The organism is Bacteroidota bacterium, assembly GCA_021300195.1.
In the GTDB taxonomy this organism is placed as follows: domain Bacteria; phylum Bacteroidota; class Bacteroidia; order J057; family JAJTIE01; genus JAJTIE01.
Genome location: JAJTIE010000002.1, coordinates 49,444 through 67,355, shown reverse-complemented (window position 1 = coordinate 67,355; position 17,912 = coordinate 49,444). Strand labels below are relative to the sequence as shown.

Sequence of the window (17,912 nt, the reverse complement as noted above, 5' to 3'; positions counted from 1 at the left end):
GCCTGCTAGCCGTGTACGACCAGCATTTCCCGCTTGTAGCCATATCCCCTCGGTGTTTCGTAGGCATATCCGCCCGTTTTCAGGAATCGCTTGGTGGCTCCATTGATGCTGAAGGTTACCAGGCACCCCCCGGGCTTCAGCAGGGAAAGGGTATAGCCTAGTACCTCGGGGGTCCACAGTGCGGGGGCATCTTTGGGCCCAAAGGCATCGTAGTAAATCAGGTCGAAGCCTGGGCTGGGGTGGGGGCCAGCCAGATCGGGCCAGGGTCTCTGTCGCACATCCCAGTGCACGCTCCCCCGGCTGCCCGCTGGCTGTGCATATACCTGTTCGGCCCAGGCATGCAGGCCCGGGGGAAGTGGCTGGTAGAAGGCTGCCAGCAGGTCGGGCCCGGGCGGTTCGGTTTCGTAGGTGGTGTAGTGCAGGCTGGCATGCGGGTGCTGCGCCGCCAGGTCTGTACACAGCTGTGCACTCAGGGCAAAGTTCAGGCCCGTGCCCAGGCCCACCTCCAGCAGGCACACGGGGCCGCCCCCCCCACCTGCGGCCAGGCGCACTGCCAGCTGGCTGGCTGCCAGGTATACATGCTGGCTCTCGCCCAGTGCCCCGGCGCGGCTGTGGTAGCTTACACCTGCCGCGTTTTCCAGGGTATAGCTACCGTCCTGGGTCGGTATCAGCTTCATCCGGCAGTATGTTTTCGGGCTCTTCGGCCTCGGCTACCCGCAGGCTATCCGATTCGGGTTTTCTTCTCCGTCTCTGCCAGGCCTTGTAGTCGGCCAGGGCCGCTCCTTTCAGTTTTGCCCGCTCGCAGTCTATTCCTTCTGCTTCTGCTTCGCTAATGATCTCTCGGCTGTGCAGGATGCGCCCCATCATGTCAAAATACGGCTGGTGGCGCTTGTCGGGTGCGTAGGTGCTGTCGTTTATGAAATAGTAAAAGGAGCGTGGACTGGGCACAATCATAGCCAGAAATACGCCCTCCTCCAGCGTAAGGAAGGTAGCATCGCCCTCAAAGTAGTAGCTGGCTGCCTCCTGCGCGCCATACACGCCCGGCCCCCATTCAATGATGTTCAGGTACACCTCCATCAGGCGTTCGGGCTTCACCAGGTGGTTTTCCACCAGCAGCCAGGTAAGGATTATTTCCTCCAGCTTGCGTGCTACGGTCTTTTCGCGGCTCAGAAACACGTTCTTGATGAGCTGCATGCTGATCGTGCTACCCCCGCGGCTAAATCCTCGGGTCTTGATGTTCTTGATAATGGATTGCCGAAAGGCTTCCAGATTCAGGCCATTGCCGTAAAACAGCTGGCCGTCTTCGCTGTAGTGTACGGCATTGATCAGGTAGCGAGAGATGTCTCCCAGCACCATGAAGTTGGGATTCTCGGGGCCCACGGTCATTCGCCGGGTGCTACCGTACGGCTGGTATGTAAAGGGGGCATTGAGCATACCCAGCTGTGCACGCCCAAAGCGCGTTACACGAAATCCTTCCTTGTGCAGGTTCAGGTCAAACACCACCGTATCTGGCCGGGCAGTGGTGTACAGAAAGTGCAGGTCTAGCCCAATCTTTCCCTTCGCCTGCATGCCCTCCAGTTGCCCAAATGCACCTACAGGCAGGGCATCCACTAGGGCTTGGGCTCGCATGGGGGCCAGTCGGCAGGCCAGTTCATAGGTGCGCAGGCTGTCTTTCTTTTCGTACCTCAGGTAGGGTTTTAGGCGTATATCATTCAGGCGCAGGGTACTGCTGCTATCCAGCTCCCACTGGGTAGGCGTAATGTGGCAGGCAAACTGCAGGCTGCCGCGGGCTACCCGGCTGGTATCGCGGTTCAGCCTACGCTGATACAGCCCTATCTGGGTGCCTTCTATCTTGCCGTTTAGGGTAATTTCATCTTGCTCCAGCTCCTCGGCTGCCAGCTCTACCCGCAGGCTTTGGTAGCCCAGTTTCAGGCCTGCTTTTTGGCTAAGCAGCGGCAGGCTGCGCACCCGGGTGTCGGGCGCCAGTATTTGTAGTTGCAGGGCCTGTTCACCGGCGTCCAGCCTGCCGCTCAGGCGGTAGGCCACTTGGTCTATGTGCAGTTGCCCTGCCAGGCTATCCTGCTGCACCAGGCTGGGTATGTACAGGGTGAATGCCTCTTGCTTGCTCCGGTAGCGCAGGCGAAAGTCTCGAATATCGATTTCGTCCGGCAGTTGGTCAAACAGAAGCCGAATGGCTGGATAAACCCGCTGAGAAAACCCGCGTCCTGCGGGCTTGCGATCGCTCCCGCGCCTCCGGCGGGGTAGGCCAGCCAGGTATATATCGCTGTGATACAGGTCGAGCTTGCGTACCCGTGGGCTACCGGTCAGGATGCTCCACCAGCCAAAGCGCACCTGTAGGCTGTCTATACGTACCCGGGTGCTGTCGGTGCCCGATTCGGGCTGTATGCTCAGCCCCCTGATGGATAAACCATTGAAGCCCAGTACTTCATACGCGTCCACACGCAGCCGTAGGCCGTATCCATGCTGTAGCCGGTCTTGGGCTTTATCCAGGTAGTGGGCCACGAGCATGCGCGGCACCCAAAAGGCCGCGATGAGGAGGATGAGGACTGCCGGTATGCCAATCAGGAGCCACCGCTTCTGGCGCTTCGAAATCATACAGTAAAGGTAAGGGGCAGCCGCGTGCCGAGCACGAAAATTCGCCGACCAGACACAAATACAGGTTGCCGCAGTTTGTGTGGGTGGGTGGGGTGCCTGCCGGGTCATCAAACTTTTTCCGCAAAATGCCTGGCCCGCACACTTTGTGTTCGCTTTTCATTCTATCTTTGCACACCCAAAACCCCGGCGAGGTAGCTCAGGTGGTTAGAGCGCAGGATTCATAACCCTGAGGTCGGGGGTTCGAATCCCCCCTTCGCCACCAGTCGGCGTGTACAAATCTTTAAGCCCCACATTGGGGCTTTTTTTAATGTACCCATCAAATTTAATTTATGTCTTGCCCGGGGCTGGTGCAGCCCCTATACTTGTGGGATGAATACGAAAATCTGGTTTATAACGGGTTGTGCTCAGGGTATTGGCCGGGCTATTGCGCTAGAGGCCCTGAAGGCGGGAGACCGAGTGGTGGCCACGGCCCGCAGGGTGCAAGACCTGCGCGACCTGGTAGAGACCTACGGAGACCAGGTAAAAGCCTATCAGCTAGACGTAAACGTGTGGGATGACTGCTTCACGGTAATGGAGATGGCCAACACCACCCTTGGCCATATAGATGTGCTGGTGAACAATGCCGGCTATGGCCTGGAGGGTGCCCTGGAGGAGCTGACCGAGGCCCAGATACGCCAGCAGATGGAGACCAATGTGTTTGGCCTGATGGCCTGCATAAAGGCGGTAACACCGTATATGCGCAGCCAGCAGCGCGGTTATATCTTCAACCTGGCCAGCATAGCCGGCCTGCGGGGCTTCAATGGGATGAGCCTGTACAATGCCAGCAAGTTTGCCGTGGTGGGCCTTAGCGAGGCACTGGCGCAAGAGCTGGCCCCCTTTGGCATACAGGTGGCCGCCGTAGAGCCTGGCCCCTACCGCACCAACTGGGCGGGCAAAAGCCTGCAAAAAAGCGAAGCCATGCTGCGCGTAAAGCCCGACAGCCCCTACCGGGAGCTGAATGAGCGGCTAAGCCGAATAATGGACACGCATGATGGCAAGCAGCCCGGAGACCCCAGCCAGATAGGTGCCGTGCTGGTAGATGCCACCCGCCAGGAAAAGCTGCCTGTGCACATGATATTTGGCGACGAGGCCATAGAATCCTGGAAGGCGGTACTGGAGAAGTATGCCAGTGCAGACTTCCTGCGCACCTACCCCCACAGCAAGCGTACTGCCTGATGCAGCGTTTTTACCCCAAGGTCATTGGCCTCTATGGCCTGGTGCTGGCCGGCATGGTAATGGGGCTGTTCTACCTGTTCTACAGCACAGGCTGGGTGTTTAGCCACAGCATGAGTGGGCTGGTGCTCTGGATCCTGAAGATCCTGTTTGCCTTCCTCATTACCTTTTTGGCCATCTCGCGCCTACGCAAGGCTGCGGGCCAGGTTTCCTTCCTCATGGTGGTGGTGCATGTCCTCCTCATCTCGGTAGTGGCTGCCCTGCTGGGTGCGGGCTACAACAGTTATTTCTACCAGCAGGTAGCGCCCGACTATGAGGTTCGGCTGTACGAAACAGCCATAGCGGCCAAGCAGTATCAGCTAGACTACTATGAAAAACAGGCCGATACACCGCCCAAGCTGATCAGCGACCTCAAGATCCAGATAAAACAGGCCCGCCTGAATATCGAGCAGGCCCGGCAGCGCCCGCACGACTATTTCTCGGTTCTGCGGGAGGAGGTGGTGATGTACCTCTTTACTGGCCTCATCAATGCCCTGGTGCTGGGCCTTTTCTTCGGCATCCTGCTGAAGGAAGCGCCCAGAGACACCAGCCAGGGGGCACGCATCCTGTACCGACGCGAGGGGGAGGACTAGGCCTGCCAGCAGCCGCCCGTACGCATGTATGTGCGCGCATCGGTTTGCTTATTGGCGCCATTCTACACATGCTGGCGCAGCAGGGCCTCCATCTGCAGCTGTAGCTGCTGCGCCTCGCGTGCGGCTGCCTCGGCATAGTCTGGCCCGCTGCTGGCATACAGGATGCCCCGGCTGCTATTTACCAGGATGCCCGCCTGCTGGCCCCAGCCCGCCTGCATCACGGCCTGTAGGTCGCCCCCCTGGGCACCCACCCCTGGCACCAGGAACCAGGCAGCTGGATACAGGCCCCGCAGCTCGGCCAGCTGCTCGGGCCGCGTGGCACCCACCACGTAGCCCAGCTGGCCCGCATGCAGCCAGCTGGCAGCCAGCTGCATTACCCGCTGGTACAGGGGTTGGCCCTGCACATTCAGCAGCTGGAAGTCTGCCGCACCGGCATTGCTGGTAAGGCCTAGCAGAAACACCCATTTGCCCGGATAGTCCAGAAAGGGCAAAATGCTGTCGTGCCCCATGTAGGGGGCTACGGTGATGGCATCGAAGTTTAGCTGCTCAAAAAATGCCTGTGCATATCGCCGCGCTGTGTTGCCAATATCGCCCCGCTTGGCATCGGCTATGGTCAGGTATCCCTCGGGGATCAGTGCCAGGCTCTCCTCCAGTGCCCGCCAGCCTGCTAGCCCCTGCGCCTCATAGAAGGCCAGGTTAAACTTATAGGCCAGGGCGTAGGGTAGGGTAGCCTCTATGATGGCTTTGTTAAAGGCCAGTACATCCCCATGCACGGCGGGGGGCAGCAGCTCGGGGTCCGTGTCTAGCCCCACGCAGAGGCAGCTACGCCGTGTGTGGGCCAGACTTTTTAGCGTATCAGGATGCATGTGCTACGAAGATACAAATTCCGGCACGCGCCAGGGGATATTGGGCAGGAATAGGAACGCAGATTTCGTGCTAGTTGACTTGTAGTCAGTATTTTAATTACTATGTGCAAACCTGGGTTTTAGTTTTGTTGAAAATTAAATACATTTGCTTGTCCGAAAAACAAGACTCTATCGGAACCAATCAGGCTTTGCCGAGTTTTGCCTTGTACCGTTGATCACCCTTAACACACATATATTTTGATTACCACCATGTCCGATAAAGCTCAGATTGTAGTAGGCGATACTACCCTCGAACTCCCCATCATAGAAGGAAGCGAGAAGGAGCGTGCCATTGACATTTCAAAGCTGCGCGACCAGTCTGGCCTGGTAACGCTAGACAATGGCTACAAGAACACCGGCAGTACCAAGAGCACCATTACGTTTTTGGATGGCGAGCTGGGCATCCTGCGCTACCGGGGCTACCCCATAGAGCAGCTGGCCGAGAAGAGCAACTTTCTGGAGGTAAGCTACCTGCTGATCTACGGCAAGCTGCCCACCCAGGATGAGTTCAGCGAATACAAGAGCCGTATCCGCAACCATACGCTCATCCATGAGGATAACAAGAAATTCTTCGACGGATTTCCGCACACGGCTCACCCCATGGGCATACTTAGCAGCATGGTGTGCACCATGAGCGCCTTCTACCCTGAGACGCTGGATCCGCACCGCCCCACCGAGCAGGTAGACCTGACCATTACGCGCCTGATAGCCAAGCTACCTACGCTGATAGCCTGGATCTACAAGAAGAATGTGGGCCACCCCTATGTGTATCCGCAAAATAAGCTGGACTATGTGAGCAACTTCCTGAACATGATGTTCAGCATGCCTACCTATGAGTATGACGTGGACCCCGTGGTGGTGGATGCGCTGGACAAGCTGCTGATCTTGCACGCCGACCATGAGCAGAACTGTAGCACCAGCACGGTGCGTATAGTGGGCAGTAGCCAGGCCAACCTGTATGCCAGCATTAGCGCAGGGATATGTGCCCTGTGGGGCCCGCTGCACGGCGGGGCCAACCAGGAGGTGATAGAGATGCTGGACCGCATCAAGCTGGACGGTGGCAATGTAGACAAGTGGGTGGCGAAGGCCAAGGACAAAAACGACCCCTTCCGCCTGATGGGCTTTGGCCACCGGGTATACAAAAACTTTGACCCCCGCGCCCGCATCATCAAGCAGGCCTGCGACCAAGTGCTGAGCAAACTGGGCATACACGACCCCGTGCTGGATATTGCTAAAAAGCTGGAAGAAGTGGCCCTGAACGATCCCTATTTTGTGGAGCGCAAGCTGTACCCCAATGTGGACTTCTACAGCGGCATCATCTATCGTGCCATCGGCATCCCGGTGGAGATGTTTACCGTCATGTTTGCCCTGGGCCGCCTGCCAGGCTGGATAGCCCAGTGGAAGGAAATGCGCGAAGCCGGAGACCCAATTGGCCGCCCGCGCCAGATCTATACCGGCGAAACCGAGCGCGACTATGTAGGCATTGCCCAGCGCTAGTCCGCTACTGCCGGATAAACCCATACAAACCCCAGGGGAGCCAGCAAGGCTCCCCTTTTTTGTGTGCAGATTGTGCCTGGTAGAACCCGCTGCTGGTGCGCACATGGGGCAACTCTTGCCCAGCCGCGCGTGGCTCCTAAAGGGGGGGCTATAGCAGCTGTAGGGGGCTCTCTACTCCTATAGGCTGGGTAGAGATAAAGCCCTCGGCATAGGTTACGCCCATCATGCGCCCATACTCCAGCGCACGCCCCTCTAGCTGCTTCCAGAAGCTGAGGCTGCTGATAGGGGTCTCGGGTTCGTTGCTCTCCGGATTGTAGAACTGGCTGCTGTAGCAGCGGATGACATCGAGCTTACGCGCAAAGTAGTCGGTTATGTCTACCACAAAGCTGGGGGTATGGTAGTGGTCCTGAATGCCGGAGAACACCTGCCTGGGTCGCCAGGCTGCCTGGGGCTGCTGCTGCCACTGGGTTTCTATTTTGGGCAGCCCGCTGAGGAAGCAGGCACGGTGCACCAGGCTGTGTCCCCGTCCATGGTCTGGGTGTCGGTCTGATGGCGCGTTGCTAAACACTACCTCCGGGCGTAGGTGCCGTATCTGGCTTATGATGGCGCGGAGGGTTTCCTCCGTTTCTTCGAAAAAACCATCTCCCAGATCCAGATTCACGCGGGTAGCCAAGCCCAATTGCTCGGATGCCCTGGCGGCTTCTTCGTCTCGCAGCTCGGCACTGCCACGGGTACCCAGTTCGCCCCGCGTTAGGTCCACTATGCCCACCTGCTTGCCAGCGTCGGTCATCTTTAGCAGGGTGCCTGCCATGCACAGCTCGGCATCGTCGGGGTGCGCTACTATCGCCAGTGCATCCAGTTTCAGGGCTTTATCCATTTTAGCAGGGTTTGGGTGGCACTTGCCTTGTTGGGCATGTATACGCGCACAGCGTATACACCAGGTGCCAGGGAGTCTGTGCCTGCAATGAGCTGTACCCCCTGCTGGCCCCTGCCTGCCAGGTGCATCCGGCCGGTGGCATCCCACACCTCGTAGTAGCAGTCGGCTGGGCAGTACAGCTGTAGCTGCGTAGCCGGGTTGGGGTATAGGCTAGCAGCGGGCGCAGTGCCAGCGGCTGCCCGGCGGCTAACCGGTATATAGCCGGCACCATTCATCTCTAGCCGGATCATCAGTGTGCCAGCAAAGCTGGTAGCGGCCCATTTGCCCTCATTGTCATACAGCACATTTCTGCCCTGGTTGTAGTCATAGTTCAGGTCTATACCCAGGTTGATGGGTACGTCATCAAACTGACGCAGGCCGAGGATGAAGCTGTCGGGCAGCAGGATGGAGCGGTTGAGCCGGTAGCGCTCATAGTGGCTGAAGGCGGTTCCATAGTTCACGCTCACGATTTGTTTGTACAAAACCGAGTCGGGGTTATTCGCCTTTCGGTTCCAGATTACCAGTTCCAGGGGTTTTCCAGCCGCAATGGTGAAGCGGGGTATAAAGCTGAGCCACACGGCCCGCAGCGTGTCTGAGCCAGCAGGTAGCCGGAAAATCTGGCCAAAGGATTGCCGGAAGCTGGTGTTCAGGCCAAAGCCGGAGTCTGCCTCTCCATCATCCAGGGCCAGCACGCTATCCACACCGGTGCGATACACCAGCTGGTCATTCTGGCGACGGGTATCGGCGTTGTTTGCGGCCCCCATGGGTAGGGTAAGGGTAAAGGTGAGGCTATCTGCCTGGCTGCCCAGCGGCTGGGGGGTGGGGGAGAAGCCGGTGGTGGCCCGCACGCCGTCTGCGGGCACGGCCACCGCATTGGGCCCCAGTGCCTGGCTGCTGCCGTTCCGCTCAAAAACCAGCGTGCCCGTGGCCGTAGTGGTTGTGGTGGCAGGCTGGTTTCCGGTTATCTCCAGCAGCAGGCTGCCCTGCGGATAGCCCGCCGGGTATTGATACCGGCTGACACGGGTGTAGGGGCCGAATACGTGGGCCTGCACGGCAGAGATTGCCAGATCCGGTATCGGGTTTGGGTTTAACCGCGTGCCCCCCACATACAGCCGGAGCTGATCCAGGTGCCATACATCGAACACGCCATTCTGGCTGCCGTAGCTGATAAACCTGAACTGGAAGCGGGCATGCAGATAGCGCACATCGGATACGGATACCAGGGCACGATAAAAGCGCTGGGGATCCAGCCCCGCACCGGTAGTACGCCATACGGGTACCCAGCGCGGGCCGCCCACGGTAGTGGTGTCTCGGAAATAGAGCACCAGGCTGTCTTGCTCTTCGGGCTTATCGGCCAGGCCCCCTGCCTGGTAGGCAAATGAGAAGTAGAGGCTGTCTGCCGTTGTAATGGCCCGCGTTCCCCCCATGCCATCCTGGTAGGCACTGTCCAGCTTGATAAGATGGCTGACCAGGCTGTCTGTTTTTCCGTTAAGGAGTGTTCTGGCATAGGTATTCCCGGTGGCATCCACCCCATCAAAGGTGAATACACCCAGGTCGGGTGTATTGACAGACAGATTGAGCGTACGCTTTACGGTACGGCTCCGGAAGAAGTACAGCGTATCGGAAAAAGTACCGGTCGTGTCGAAGCGATTGATCCATAGCTCCAGGCCGGGCCAGGTGCCCCGCAGGCCGATGGTTTTCAGGAGCTCGGTATCCTGTGTTTTGTACAAGCCCGTTTCTACAGCCTCCTGCCGGGTGGGGGTGGCACCCACAGGCTCGGCATCCAGCACCCACTGGGCGCGGAGGGTACTGGCAGAGAGCAAGCAGAGCAGACAGGCAAGGATGAAGCTCGGGCGTATCATGGATTTATTTTGTTATTTCCAGAATAACCACGCTCCCCTCTGCCACCGAGTCTCGTGCGGCCGGTATCTGCTTGAGCACAACGCCAGCAGGACCGCCGCCCGTGCGGAAGCGGGGGCGGGGCATTAGGCCCAGGCGCTGCAGTTCTGCCATGGCCTGGTCTATGGGCTTTCCGGTTACTTCTGGCATTTTCATTTTGCCCCGCTCGGCCTGCTGGCTCACCACCAGGTCTATTTTCGATTGCTCGGGTACCAGGTCGCCCGCTGATAGCTGCCTGCCCTGGTAGTAGGCACGCAGGATGAGGTTGTCTCCCAAGCCCGGTTCTACGCGGGTGCTGCCCAGGTGTAGCCTCCAGTTCTCCAGCGTGTAGCGGCCCTGGCTATAGCTCAGGTCTACAATGTCTGGAAACTTAACCATGGGGGCGCGTGCGCGGTTTACCTTCAGGTAGATTTTTCTGCCCGGCTTTACCGCGCTACCTGCCTCGGGCTCCTGGCCTATTACTGCCAGGGGGGGGTATTCTGGCACATACTGGCTGCTGTCTATCACCTCATACGCCAGGCCTACTTCCAGCAGGCGTGCTTCGGCTTCTTCCAGGCTTACAAAGCGTTCGGTCTTTGTGTCTGAGGCCACCCGGGGTACCTCCAGCTGCTCATTGTGGTTGGTCATCAGGGGCAGTAGCAGGTAGAAAAATATCAGCATCAGCAAAAGACCCCCGCCCAGGATGATGCCTAGCAGGACATAGAATTCTTTGCTCTTCAGGTATTCAAGCACGGGAGGACGGCCTGCTGGTGCCGGCTGGCTGCTGTTGGGGGGTGGGGGTGTTGCACTCATGGGGCAGTGGGTAGGGTGGCCATGCGCTGCTGCCCGTAGGCAATGATTCGGCGCATAAAGTCCAGGGGTGTATAGCCTACCAGGGCTGTTTGGTGAAAAATACAGGTGGCAGGTGTCATACCAGGTAGGGAGTTTACTTCGATAAATGAAACACGGGCCGCCCCTCCGGGGGGGATGTGTACAAAGGCATCTATGCGCGCATAGCCCTCTACCCCCAGCAAACGTGCGGCTTGCTCTATTTCTTGCCTTACCAGCTGGCTGATGGCAGCCTGCTCGCTGGCCCTGCTGCTGAAGCGGGCGGGGGTAATGTTCTGGCCCTCGCCAGCCAGAAACTTCTCTTCCAGGCTCAGTACCTCGCCGGTAGCCAGGGCCTCGCTCGGCTCAAACACCTCGTAGCGAATGACGCCCGCCTCGCGGTGGGTTAGCAGCCCCACGGTTACCTCCATAAAGCGCTCGCCTGGCTGTCCCTGGATGAGGTGCTCTACCAGAAAGGTATCCTTGTGGGGGAATTCCTCCCCGGCTTTCAGGTTCAAGACCTGGGCAGGGCCAGCTGGCAGGGCGTCTTCGGTTCTAAACATCAGGCTGGCGTAGGCTACCAGCTCTGCACGCGTTTTTATCCGCTTCACGGCACTGCTGCAGCCCTCGTCGTGCGGCTTGGCAATGAGGGGGTAGGGGAGTGTGGCCTCTACGGCTGCGCAGGCGGCCTCGGGGTCTTGCTGCCACTGGGCCTTGTGTACCAGCTGGTGCCGGGCCGCCCGTAGTCCGGCCTGCATCAGCAGCTCGGTGGTGGCGTACTTGTCTATGGTGATCTGGCTGCTGGGCACGGGGCTGCCGTTGTAGGGTATGCCTGCCTGCTCCAGCAGGGCCTGCAGGGTGCCATCCTCGCCCGGGCGGCCATGCAGGGCTATGAAGGCAAAGTCCATTACCTGCCGCCACTCACCCTGCTGCAGCAGGCGGGGTGGCACCGGGGCTGCGGCCCCCAGCAGGGCACGCACCGGCTCGGCCCGCTGCCGCATGGCGGCTATGCCGGCATCGCTTTCGGGCTTTAGCAGGCCGTTTAGTATGCGGTCGGCAATGTCGTCGGCATTGTCTTTCAGCAGCATGTGTATGGGTAGCTGCCAGAGGCTGAAGCGCCCCTCCAGCCCCAGTGATGCCGGTGCCCGCAGGTTATCCAGCACAAAGATGGGGATGGGTGCAAAGTCGGTACTGGCGCTCAGTTTTTCATAGATGTTTCGCCCGCTTTCTACAGATATGTGCCGCTCGCTGCTGTAGCCGCCCAGCAGTACCCCCACGCGCAGTTTGTGGCCCTGCTGGGCGTGGGCCTGCTGCCAGGTGGCCAGGGGCTGCCTGGGCATGCGCGGGTGGGCCGCCCGCCGCTGTAGCGAGCGCTGCAGGATGTAGGTAAGGAACTGCGAGGGGTGCAGCCCCACCTCTGCCGCCTGGTGGAAGAAGAAGCTGCTGGGCAGCATGCCCGAGGTGGTGTTGGGGTCGTTGAAGTACACCCGGCCCCGGCTGTCTATCAGCCCATCCAGGCGGGCATATACCTCTATGCCCAGAAAGTCCTTCAGGGCCTCGGCCTGTCGGCACAGGTCGCCCAGTGCCTCGGCATCCATCCGGATGGGGGTGAGCTTTCGGCTCATGCCCGGCAGGTACTTGCTGCGGTAGTCAAATACCTCCGCTCCCTTAATGATCTCGGTAGGGGGCAGGGCGAGCGGGCTTCCATCTGGCTGTTCTATTACAATGACGGAGAACTCCCTGCCCGCCACAAATGCCTCCAGCAGCAGGCTGTCGGTGCTGTCTGCGGCACGTAGCAGGGCATCCTGCTGCAGGCTGTTCAGCAGGTCTAGCAGCACGTCGGGCCTATGGATTAGCCGCTCCTCGCCGTCCAGCTGCACATACAGGGGCAGCCCTAGGCTATGGCGAATATCGGTAAGCCGGTGCAGCTGCTGCAGCTTATCGGCCTCGTCTAGCGCGTGCCAGGCAGCCGCCCGGTGCAGGTAGCGAAAGCTGCACTGCCAGATGGCATCGGCCAGCTGGCTGGCCTGCTGCACAATACGTACGCCTATGCTGCTGCCCTGCGTGGGGTGCTTCACCACCAGGGGGTAGCCAATCTGGGCAGCCTTGGCATGCCACTCCTCGGCACTCTCGGCCAGCTGTACCACCGCATAGGCGGGGGTGGAGAAGCCCGCCAGCTGCATCAGCTGCTTTTGTCGCTGCTTATCCATGCCCACCGCCGAGCCATATAGCCCCGAGCCGGTGTAGGGAATGCCCAGCCATTCCAGCATGCCTTGCAGGCTGCCATCCTCGCCGCCCAGGCCATGCAGGGTGAGGAAGGCCGCATCGATGTACTGCGGCAGCTCCTCCCAGCTCAGCGGCCTGCCCACGGCCTGCATTAGCTCGGTCCAGTGGTCTTGCAGCTCCGGATACAGCTGCTCGGCATAGTACTGAAAAGGAAGGGCGGTGTGGGGTGTGTAGGCTGCCGGCGGATAGAAATCGCGGATGCTGCCCTTGTACAGGTTGGGCCAGTGGAGCAGGATGAGCCGACCCACCGAGTCTACAAAAATGGGTACGGGCTGAAACCGCGACTTATCCAGCAGGTCGAACACCGTGCGCCCACCGGCAAAACTGATCTCTCGCTCGCGGGACAGGCCGCCAAAAAATATGCCTACGCGCATGGCTGCAAAGGTACGGCTTTCGGCTCATTTATCTTAGCCAACACGAACCGGGCTTTATGCACCGCAGGTGCGGCGCACTACCCGTGCGGGGATTATCCCGAACACGCCCTGCAAATGGGCCTTGCCAGGCTAGCGCCCGGAAGGGGGACGGGGCCGTAGCGGAAAAACAAAAAGCTGTTTGAGCGAAGTGTGTTCTTTTTGGCGGGAACCCCCCGTGGGTATCATCGCGGGTTTCATCCTGCTGTTTCCACATCGTCCTCGCGAAAATGCCGCCTGCTAAGGCCTGGCACAGCCCTTGATTTTTGGTGCTTTTTATCAAGAAAAAGTACACTTCAACTTGGGAATATGAGCCTGACAAGAACCAAAAATAAAGGCGGCGCTAGCCTGGCAAGGCACGGAGAAAGAAGCCTGAACTTTATTAATCAAGGCGGAAGACAAGAAGACTAGCTGTACACATATTACTTATGCAGGCTGCCAGAATGGGCTGACGAAAGGGGGATTCTATAGGGCCCGATGACAGAATTAAAGAGCAAATCCCCATCTTCCAGAAGCTGGAGAATGGCATAGGCACCATTCCCCCTGTTGGTTTGTCCGAATTCAATTCTCGTTCTGGTTTTGCCTGTATCCCAATCCAGGCCGGTAACTTCCCATCCCTTTTTAGCTGTATATCCATTGACCAGCACCATATTTGAGCCGCTGGTAACTAATGGCACCATGCTTATAGAAACAACATCATTTCTTGTCCAAACCGACGTAAATTCATTCTTGTCTGGATTCCACTCAACTCTTTCCATTCCCATCGGACCATTGTGAACGGGACCAATGGTCATTATATCAATAATCCGATCTTGATGGCCTTCATCAATAAGGTTATTAACTAAGAATGCACCCCAGCCATTTACGATTATTGTCTGTTCAGACTGTATCCACTTTCTGTCTTCTGGTAATCCGGCTTTTATCGGGATATACCCGGCAATTCTTCTGGATTTTGTTCCCTCCCTTTTCTTGTGAGAAGCCGGTATTTCATCTCTCCAAAAGGCAACTAGATTCATTCTGTTTTGGCCGTCCGTAATAAGAACAAGTTTGTCCTTGTCGTCTCCAAACCCCATTAGAGTTGGGGTTGAACCGGCTCCGGTTCCTGCCTTAATAGCTGGGGGCCAATCTCCACCCGTGTAGGGGCATATCCAAGCACCATCGGATTCTTTATCCGAAATCTCTGTACCGGTCCACACCAGTTTTCGCATCATGCCATCTCCCTTGGGCGTTTTACTACCCGTAGCTACATAGATGCCATTTTCTTCGTCTACTGCCATCGAGTTGGTGCACAGTTCCGATTCATTGAATGCATAAAACTTACCTGGACCCTTTAGCTCTTTGTCAATTACTGCAATCCCGTTAACCGCCCCGATTATTATATGGCCGTCATAGGTCATGTTCATACCCACCATATTAATTCTCTTTACACCAGGTGCTACTTCGGCTTTAGGAATAAGCGAAGAAACGTCAAATTTATACTTTACTTCTAATCCTTTTTTAGGATTTTCCTTGTCAATTAGACCTATGGCAGAAACAATGGTTCCTGCATTGGCATATACGTAATCATCAGAGCTTACCAGTGCATATATGCCTGCTGGCAATACCAAGCCGGGTTCCGGCCCCAGAATCTTTTTTAGATGGCTAGAAGCGGATTCCAATGAAGTATAGGTTACATCAGAAATAGACTTTAGTTGCTCTACAGTCAAGCGCTTTGCTCCTGGCAGATCTATATCAGTAACCAGATCCCAGCCCTTGTTGCTTTTATCAATTAGGGCTATGCGATCAGTTGAAACAGACCACATATAATCTTTATTAACTGAAGCATAGGTCACGTTGTTTACTGGACCACCCCAAATAGGCTTAAGCTGGTTTAAATCTGTGGTATAGTTTCCATCCTTTATGTGATAAGGCACACAGTTTGTTTGACCTGAGTTAACATGTGTTACGCCGTATATACCCTGCGATAAGAATGGGTTAGTAGCCGGATAAGTATTTTTGCTTTTTTTCTGAATCGTTTCTTGAGCCTGATTTTCCTCCTTTGCCTCTTTGCAGGAGAAAAACATGAGCAGCGCAAGGCATGATGAGACAATTAACTTGAAAGGTTTCATAATAGCTGTGATTCAGAGAGTTGAACGGCCCGAAGATAACCTGAGTTTTTGACTAAGTCAAGGCCAGCGGCATGGGGTCACAGGCCCGTGAAACCTCGGGGTCTGCGCCTCAGGTACTAGGTACCATTCGCAAATCAGCACTTTTCCGTGCGCGCCTGTACAGCCGCACGCGCACTACTGTGCGGCATGAGTTTAGCGATACTATGGATGGATGAGTTTAGCGGCTATATTTGCGTCGTGCGGTCTCGCCGGTGGATATCCTTAGTGGTTATGGTAGCCTATGCCTGGGTGCTGCTGGGGCCCATTGTGCCCTATCTGGCCTTTAGGCTACGGCAGCAGCAGCTAACGGAACGCTACTGTGTAAACCAGGATAGGCCCGCACTACACTGCAATGGCAGCTGTGTGCTGAAGAAGAAGCTGCAAGGCCGCACGCATAGTTTGGCCGCTGCGGCAGACCAGCCCCAGTCTCCCCCGCTCATTAGCTATGTGCCGGTCTACCTGGAGCCGGAGGCAAGCCCAGCCCTGGGCCTGTATGCAGGCACGCGGGCCTTGGTGCCCCAGACTACGCTGCCTGGCCCAGGCAGGCTCCCGCTTCCGCCCAGCCCACCCCCAGAGGCCTGAGTTGGTTGAGCCAGGCTACGCCTACGCATCCCCCCTACACAGGGCCGGGTGTGGAGTGTATGGCCGCATCCACACCCTGTCGTGCAGCACGACTTGGGGTTCTCGCCCCTGTACACCATTTTATGCTCGTTATGCCCGGTTGTTCCGCTGCATGTGTGGCCAGGATCTTGGTATATGGGCGTTGCACAGGGGGTTGTTTTCCACTTTCTCTCTATTCATTTCTATCAGCCATGAAGCTGTTTTCAGTTCTGATTGTTATCTATGCGCTGGTGCCGGGCATAGGCTGGGCCTGCGATGTGTGCAGCCCCTACTATGGCATTTTGCCCCAAGACCGCTCGCACCAGCTGAGCGTAAACTACCTGTACACACGCCTGCAGGGCTATCACAACATCCCCAATGGGGTGGCCGATCAGCCCAACCCGCTGTTCAAGACCCAGCACGACCCGAGTCTGCATCAGCCCGGCGGCCCGGCTAAGGAGTCGGCCGGACTATTTGCCCGGGCGGACTACGAGCTGTATCATACCTGGGAGCTAAGTGGCCGGCTATGGCTTGGCAAGCGCTGGCAGCTGGGGGCAGCGGTACCCCTGCGGCAAACGCGGGCACAGGTGGGGCAGGGCACCCCCACGCGCCTGCGCACGGGGCTGGCAGATGCACGCCTGGGTGCGTGGTACTACCCCCTGTGGACAGACACCGACAGCCTAAGCCTGCAGCTAGGACTGGGTGCCGAGCTGCAGCTGCCCACTGGCCGATTTGCCACACAGGCGCCAGAGGCTACTGCCCTGCTGCAGCCCGGTATGGCAGCCTGGGGTGGGCTGGGGCACCTGCTGCTGCGCCTGCGCTACCTGCGCTGGGGCAGCCAGCTACAGCTACAGTACCGCCACACAGCCCCGAATCCGGACCAGATTCAGTATCTGGGTGCCTTCAATGGGCAGTGGCAGCTGTTCTATCAGCTGGGGCAGCGGCTGCGTGTGCTGCCTAGCCTGGGCCTGGCCTATGAGCACACGGCGGGCGTTTCGTATCGGGGCGAGTGGCTATCTGGCACCGGCGGGCGCGTACTCAGCGGCCAGGTGGGTGCCTCGTGCTACACCGGGGCTTTTGCCTGGCAGCTGCTGCTTAGCCGGCCCATTGCGCAGCACTATCGGGGCACTCAGCTAGGCTTGGGGGGGCGTATTCAGCTGGGTATTAGCTACTTTATTCCTTCCAGGCGGGCCTGATTGCTTTCTGCACGGTAGCAGGCAGGTCATTATGTACAGTAGGTGCGGATGCCTGGGCCTACGCTTGGCTTGATGTTCACACTTCACTCGGGTGCCTGTAGCATCAGGGCTTCCTCTTGCGGCAGGGTGTTCTGTAGGCCCTCTACCACCCGGCCCGTACGGCCCAGCTCCAGGCTCAGTGCCCGCATCAGCTCCCGGCTGGCATCTCTGGATAAGCGGAAGATGAGCACATGCTCCGGGTAGCGGGCCAGTGCAGGCCCCAGCAGGCTCACATCCTGGCTGGGTAGTCGCTCCAGGTAGGGGAAGTCGGACTGATTGTACCAGCCAATTCGGTCGCGCACCAGCAGCAGCACCAGGGTGTCCGGTGTCGCTTCGGGCAGCTCCAGGCCGAAGCGGCGCACCAGCTCCCGGTCCTGTGCATCCAGGTGGTAGGTCAGCACCCGCTGTACGCCCAGGTTCAGCAGGTCCTCCTGCAGTCGGGCTATTTCACTGGATTCTACGCGCGTGTCGGCCTTCAGCAGCACTACGGCCTTGGCAGGCTCTGGCAGCCAGAACGCCGTGTGCCGAAAGGGCTGGGTAAGCAGCAGGGCCGAGTCGGGTGCATTCGTGCGGTACAGAATAGCACCAGCGGCAGGGGTTACCACAAAGCATACACTATCCGGCTGGGCATACACCCGGCTGGTACACAGGCTGCACAGCACAGCCGGCAGGATTACCCACAGTTTCAAACATCGCATAGAGGCAATATAGGGAAAACTCAACCGCCTGGGTTAAGCTATCCTGGGTTAA

The 17,912-nt window shown here is 58.1% G+C and carries 14 protein-coding genes and 1 tRNA gene; 6 read left to right on the top strand and 9 right to left on the bottom strand.

The genetic code is table 11. From position 1 onward, the window contains the following. Positions 1–5 precede the first annotated feature (5 nt). Positions 6–677 carry a hypothetical protein gene (locus tag LW884_00650; GenBank protein MCE3006846.1) on the bottom strand — a complete coding sequence of 224 codons (672 nt, stop codon included), beginning with the start codon at positions 675–677 and terminating at the stop codon, positions 6–8. Further along, positions 649–2,616 (bottom strand): transglycosylase domain-containing protein, encoded by a 1,968-nt coding sequence (locus LW884_00645; protein MCE3006845.1) that lies wholly within the window; start codon positions 2,614–2,616, stop codon positions 649–651. The genes LW884_00650 and LW884_00645 overlap by 29 nt, the downstream gene beginning before the upstream one ends. 185 nt (positions 2,617–2,801) lie before the next feature. On the opposite strand from LW884_00645, the gene LW884_00640 reads away from it, so the two are divergent. The 3 genes from LW884_00640 to LW884_00630 all read left to right on the top strand — a co-directional run bounded on the left by LW884_00640 (position 2,802) and on the right by LW884_00630 (position 4,460). Further along, positions 2,802–2,878: transfer RNA gene (locus LW884_00640), tRNA-Met, on the top strand. A 107-nt stretch (positions 2,879–2,985) separates the two neighbouring features. Then, complete coding sequence (locus tag LW884_00635) at positions 2,986–3,831, top strand: SDR family NAD(P)-dependent oxidoreductase (protein MCE3006844.1); 846 nt, start codon at positions 2,986–2,988, stop codon at positions 3,829–3,831. After that, positions 3,831–4,460 (top strand): DUF4199 domain-containing protein, encoded by a 630-nt coding sequence (locus LW884_00630; protein ID MCE3006843.1) that lies wholly within the window; start codon positions 3,831–3,833, stop codon positions 4,458–4,460. The genes LW884_00635 and LW884_00630 overlap by 1 nt, the downstream gene beginning before the upstream one ends. Positions 4,461–4,522: 62 nt before the next feature. On the opposite strand, the gene pyrF is transcribed toward LW884_00630, so the two are convergent. Then, entirely contained in the window at positions 4,523–5,326 is an 804-nt protein-coding gene (gene pyrF / locus LW884_00625; GenBank protein ID MCE3006842.1) for an orotidine-5'-phosphate decarboxylase, read from the bottom strand. Positions 5,327–5,575: 249 nt separating this feature from the next. On the opposite strand from pyrF, the gene LW884_00620 reads away from it, so the two are divergent. Continuing rightward, positions 5,576–6,862 (top strand): citrate synthase, encoded by a 1,287-nt coding sequence (locus LW884_00620; GenBank protein MCE3006841.1) that lies wholly within the window; start codon positions 5,576–5,578, stop codon positions 6,860–6,862. 148 nt (positions 6,863–7,010) lie between these two features. Here the strand turns inward: LW884_00620 and bshB1 are convergent, their stop codons facing one another. The 5 genes from bshB1 to LW884_00595 all read right to left on the bottom strand — a co-directional run bounded on the left by bshB1 (position 7,011) and on the right by LW884_00595 (position 15,288). Continuing rightward, entirely contained in the window at positions 7,011–7,739 is a 729-nt protein-coding gene (bshB1, locus tag LW884_00615; protein ID MCE3006840.1) for a bacillithiol biosynthesis deacetylase BshB1, read from the bottom strand. Then, positions 7,724–9,640 carry a T9SS type A sorting domain-containing protein gene (locus LW884_00610; GenBank protein ID MCE3006839.1) on the bottom strand — a complete coding sequence of 639 codons (1,917 nt, stop codon included), beginning with the start codon at positions 9,638–9,640 and terminating at the stop codon, positions 7,724–7,726. The genes bshB1 and LW884_00610 overlap by 16 nt, the downstream gene beginning before the upstream one ends. 4 nt (positions 9,641–9,644) lie before the next feature. After that, positions 9,645–10,469, bottom strand: coding sequence for a PASTA domain-containing protein (locus LW884_00605; GenBank protein ID MCE3006838.1), 825 nt, complete (start codon positions 10,467–10,469; stop codon positions 9,645–9,647). Continuing rightward, on the bottom strand, positions 10,466–13,144 hold the full coding sequence (locus LW884_00600; protein ID MCE3006837.1) for a D-alanine--D-alanine ligase: 2,679 nt from the start codon (positions 13,142–13,144) through the stop codon (positions 10,466–10,468). Before LW884_00600 ends, LW884_00605 begins: the two co-directional genes overlap by 4 nt. Before the next feature lie 458 nt (positions 13,145–13,602). After that, positions 13,603–15,288, bottom strand: a complete 1,686-nt coding sequence (locus LW884_00595) for a hypothetical protein (GenBank protein MCE3006836.1) — start codon at positions 15,286–15,288, stop codon at positions 13,603–13,605. Positions 15,289–15,474: 186 nt separating this feature from the next. Here LW884_00595 and LW884_00590 point away from each other — a divergent pair, with 186 nt between their 5' ends. Together LW884_00590 and LW884_00585 are read left to right on the top strand one after the other, a co-directional pair. Further along, positions 15,475–15,909, top strand: coding sequence for a hypothetical protein (locus LW884_00590; protein MCE3006835.1), 435 nt, complete (start codon positions 15,475–15,477; stop codon positions 15,907–15,909). Between the two features lie 230 nt (positions 15,910–16,139). After that, positions 16,140–17,123 carry a hypothetical protein gene (locus LW884_00585; GenBank protein MCE3006834.1) on the top strand — a complete coding sequence of 328 codons (984 nt, stop codon included), beginning with the start codon at positions 16,140–16,142 and terminating at the stop codon, positions 17,121–17,123. 83 nt (positions 17,124–17,206) lie between these two features. Here the strand turns inward: LW884_00585 and LW884_00580 are convergent, their stop codons facing one another. Next, positions 17,207–17,860: a hypothetical protein gene (locus tag LW884_00580; protein ID MCE3006833.1), complete on the bottom strand. Its 654-nt coding sequence runs from the start codon at positions 17,858–17,860 to the stop codon at positions 17,207–17,209. Between the last annotated feature and the right edge of the window lie 52 nt (positions 17,861–17,912).